This is a genomic window from Vibrio sp. S457-15 (genome assembly GCF_000960545.1).
GTDB classification, from domain to species: domain Bacteria; phylum Pseudomonadota; class Gammaproteobacteria; order Enterobacterales; family Vibrionaceae; genus Vibrio; species Vibrio parahaemolyticus.
This window is the reverse complement of the sequence record NZ_JYOQ01000026.1, coordinates 1-3,464: the sequence shown is the minus strand read 5'-3', so window position 1 is coordinate 3,464 and position 3,464 is coordinate 1. Positions and strand designations below refer to the sequence as shown.

General features: G+C 41.6%; 4 protein-coding genes. All 4 read left to right on the top strand.

Going from position 1 to position 3,464, the window contains the following annotated elements:
- Positions 1 to 169 precede the first annotated feature (169 nt).
- The 4 genes from UF05_RS02735 to UF05_RS02720 all read left to right on the top strand — a co-directional run bounded on the left by UF05_RS02735 (position 170) and on the right by UF05_RS02720 (position 3,216).
- Positions 170 to 673: a DUF4236 domain-containing protein gene (locus UF05_RS02735; RefSeq protein ID WP_045545076.1), complete on the top strand. Its 504-nt coding sequence runs from the start codon at positions 170 to 172 to the stop codon at positions 671 to 673.
- Between the two features lie 137 nt (positions 674 to 810).
- Positions 811 to 1,203 (top strand): nuclear transport factor 2 family protein, encoded by a 393-nt coding sequence (locus UF05_RS02730; protein ID WP_082063939.1) that lies wholly within the window; start codon positions 811 to 813, stop codon positions 1,201 to 1,203.
- A gap of 138 nt (positions 1,204 to 1,341) precedes the next feature.
- Positions 1,342 to 2,088 (top strand): carbon-nitrogen hydrolase family protein, encoded by a 747-nt coding sequence (locus tag UF05_RS02725; RefSeq protein WP_045545078.1) that lies wholly within the window; start codon positions 1,342 to 1,344, stop codon positions 2,086 to 2,088.
- A 135-nt stretch (positions 2,089 to 2,223) separates the two neighbouring features.
- Positions 2,224 to 3,216 (top strand): hypothetical protein, encoded by a 993-nt coding sequence (locus UF05_RS02720; protein WP_029860846.1) that lies wholly within the window; start codon positions 2,224 to 2,226, stop codon positions 3,214 to 3,216.
- Positions 3,217 to 3,464: the final 248 nt, after the last annotated feature.

Genomic DNA, 3,464 nt, shown 5'->3' with positions numbered 1-3,464 from the left:
TGCAAACTAACAAACTGCTCAAGAGGGATTCGCAACGCGTGGCATTTTTACTATGCGTTCAATTTGGTGATTAAGGTGGTATGCGGCGGCTTTGGTATTGCGTTGCTCACCCCTTAGCAGGGCGTTATGGCTCACACGATATTCAACGTTTGGCTGTCTAGAGGGAATTATGGGATTCAAATTTCGAAAGCGTATAAAAATCGCACCAGGACTTCATGTTAACGTTAGTAAAAGTGGTGTTAGCACCTCAATCGGAAAGCCAGGTGCTACGGTAAATATTGGCAAAAAGGGTGTGAAAGCAACGGTAGGAATTCCCGGTTCCGGCCTTTCATATAGTCAGAATTTAACGGGTAGCGGTAATCCGAAGGAAGTCTCGTCAAACACTGGTAAAGGTAGTTCCTTGCTAGGTAAAACGTTGCTAACCATTGTAGCTTTCTTATTAGTTGCCAACTTTTTTGGTTCTCCTCCTGAATCAGTTACCTTGTTTAGTACGGTTGAAGTTAAAAGTTTACGTGTAAGAGCTGAACCAACGACTAACTCAAAGGTAGTCAATCAAGTGGTCGCTGGGGACAAGGTTGAGGTTATTCAAACAAGTGGTGGTTGGGTATTTATTAAAGGTAATGGGGTTAAAGGTTGGGTTGCCGCAGAGTACCTTTCAAGTCCAGAGCCATAACAAAGCGTTTAAGACGGATTCCCAACGCTTGGCATTCTCAGTTTGATTCAGCTTTAGTGTTTACGGCACAATGGTTTAGGTAGGGTGGTCTGCGTTGCTCACCACTTAACGCGGCGTTATGTGCTTGGAGGGAAATAATGAATTCAAAGGAAGTCGTCTTAGCTTTTTGGGACGCAATGAAAACTAATGATTTCGCGAAAGCAAGTGAATGGCTTAGCCCAGATTTTGAAGGGTTTTGGCCTCAATCTGGTGAGCTTACTGTTGGACGAGACAACTTCACAGCAATCAACTCTTTCTATCCAGCAAATGGTACTTGGGAGTTCGTCGTTCATTCAATCGTCTGCGATGGCGAAACAGTAGTCACTGATGTATCTATATCTGATAGCGTTCAAAAGGCGCGTGCTATTACTTTCCATACGGTAGAAAATGGGCTTATCCGTAAACAGAAAGAGTTCTGGCCAGACCCAATGGAAGCGCAGGAGTGGCGTTCCAAGTGGGTGAGGGTCGTGCAAGAGCAGGCACACACATAACAAAGCGTTCAAGAGGGATTCTCAACGCTTGGCAATTTTGGTTCTAAGTTTAGCTTTTGTGTTTATGGCACAATAATTTAGATTTGGTGGCTTGCGTTGTTCACCCCTTAACGCGGCGTTATGTTTTAAGGAGGAAACTTGGAAACTGGTGTAATTATAAGCTTGGCTCAAATCCCGCTCGTGAGAGGCGACTTATGTGGAAATATTGAAAATCACATTAAAATGATCGCGGAATCATCTTCTTACAAAGTTGATGTTGTCGTTTTTCCGGAATTATCATTGACGGGTTATGAGTTAGATTTGGTTGCTGAGCTAGCGTTTTCGCCTGAGCCGTTGAGTTTTAGAGAACTCTCTCAAGCGTCAGTTGAAAATGAGATTATAGTTATTGCAGGTTGCCCGCTAAAAGCTAACAATTCCTCAAAGCCAACAATAGGTGCGGTAGTTTGTTTTCCCGATGGCTCAGTCCAATTTTATTCAAAGCAATATCTGCATGAAGGCGAAGATAAGTATTGTTCTTTTGGGACGACGGATTACTTCTTTACTGTTAATGGGCATCAAATAGCACTGGCTATTTGTGCCGACTTTATAACACCGGAACATTCTCAGCGAGCTAAAAAGCTCGGTGCAGATGCTTATGTTGTAAGTGCTCTAATTTCTGGTAATGGCTTTACCGCTGACTCTAAAATCCTATCCGAAATTGCTTTAGAGCAACGAGTTCCAGTACTTCTAAGCAACCATATCTCAGAAACAGGTGGCTGGAAAACTTGTGGTAAAAGCTCAGTTTGGGATTCATCTGGGAAACTCGTTATTAGTTCTAGCGAAAAAGAAAGTGGTTTGGTTTTGTGTACTATTGCTGGCAATGAGATCGAGGCTACTAAAACATAACAATCTGTTTAAGAGTGATTCGCAACGCGTGGCATTTTTACCATGCGTTGTGTTTAGTGTTTAAGGTGGTATGCGGGAGCTTCGGTATTGCGTTGCTCACACCTTAACAGGGCGTTATAACCTTATGAGTATAAAATGAAAGAATTGGAACACATAGCAATTAACATAAGGTCACAGGAATATATTGCGGGTAGCCAAGAATATTCGATGACTTTGGACATTACGAACATTTCTGGACAGCCGATCTTGGATTTGCAAGTTTTTAATATGTTGTCTGCAGGTCGAGTATTGTCAGTCGGTGATGATTTAGACGCAACTAATTTGACTGAATTGGAAGATAAGAAAAGACGACTGATTAGAGAATTGGAAAAAGCGGTTGAAAGTGCTTACGCTAGAAAACGCCGTAAAAAAATGTCTTTCGTCGAGTCTATGGCAGTGTTTTTCGTTGAGAGCGTAGATATTTATGCATCGATTTTTTCAAAAAGAAAATCGCAACCTACAACACCTTATTGGGCGGAAGAAGCATTAAGAATTGATGAATGGGAGGACGTTGAACGGCTAGAGAAAGAGGTTATAAGCTTTGAATCAACAGATTCGTTTTTACCTAAAGCCTATGCAATAAATAAAGATAAATTGCAAAGGGTTATTGAGCGTCTTGAAAAAGCACAAAATGGAACCTTTTCGAAAGGTGTTTCACTCCCAGTGGGAAGTACAATTTCTTTCCCCTTTTCTTTCAGAGCTCCGCATTTGTTAAAGCAAAAGAGAATGGATGTATCATTTAAGGCTTCTTATAAGATGGCTGATGATGTAGTGCATACTCGCTCCAGTACTTCAAGGATTCTAATACTTCCGTCTGCCTTTGCTGTTCCAACTGGGGGAATGATTGGAGCTTTAGTTGGGTATGTTATTAAAAGTACGCTAGTTTCTGGTACAGATCTACCTACCATCAATTGGGAAGTACTTTTAGGTAGTATAGCTTTGGGGTTAGTCGTTAGCTTGCTTGTATCAAGAAAGCCTGAAACAACAAAAGCAATTACGGTTGAGGATTTTGTCGGTGGGCTAATCATTGGTGTTTTGTCGGGTTTATATTCCGAGGTTATTTTGACTAAGTTACAGGCACTGTTGTAGACGGTTATAACAAACTGTTCAAGAGTGATTCGCAACGCATGGCATTTTTACTATGCGTTGGGTTTAGTGTTTAAGGCGGTATGCGGGAGCTTCGGTATTGCGTTGCTCACACCTTAACAGGGCGTTAGTTTGCAAGAGGAAAAACGCAGCTATATCGCAAGATCTAGTGGTAAAAGCTCAAAGTTGAAATTGTCGTATCGACGTTCAATTTCAGTGTTAACTAGCGTGGTAAAAATTCAAAATTGGCA

Bases quoted from the DNA above. Each gene is read 5' to 3' on its own strand.
- UF05_RS02735 (WP_045545076.1), top strand. From the start codon at position 170: ATGGGATTCAAATTTCGAAAGCGTATAAAAATCGCACCAGGACTTCAT.
- UF05_RS02730 (WP_082063939.1), top strand. From the start codon at position 811: ATGAATTCAAAGGAAGTCGTCTTAGCTTTTTGGGACGCAATGAAAACT.
- UF05_RS02720 (WP_029860846.1), top strand. From the start codon at position 2,224: ATGAAAGAATTGGAACACATAGCAATTAACATAAGGTCACAGGAATAT.